This is a genomic window from Alcanivorax sp. HI0044 (genome assembly GCF_001634945.1).
Map to the genome: position 1 here is coordinate 1 of NZ_LWEZ01000910.1, position 292 is coordinate 292.

Sequence of the window (292 nt, forward strand, 5' to 3'; positions counted from 1 at the left end):
CGGCGATGAAGTCGACGACATGTTGGACCGCTGGCCCACCATGCCATTCCGGATTGCCAGTGAGTTGGCTGCGCTGGTACGTCTGCGTGAGGGCGGCCGGGTGGATACCTCCCTCACCTTGTTTGTCGCGGATGACAGCGAACAGGCAGGGCTGATTCTTGATGCGCTGGCCCGCGGCCTGCGCAGCCTGGATCTTGCCTGGTGGTTGAACGACAACGTCTTGATGATCATGATGCCGATGACCGGGGAATCCAGTCTGGAAGGCTTTGTGCTGCGCACCGAGAAATGGCTG

The 292-nt window shown here is 60.6% G+C and carries 1 protein-coding gene; it reads left to right on the forward strand.

Features of this window, described 5'->3' with window-relative positions:
* Positions 1-292, forward strand: a 292-nt coding sequence (locus A3730_RS10735) for a PelD GGDEF domain-containing protein (RefSeq protein WP_231883925.1), incomplete at both ends; no start/stop codon positions are given.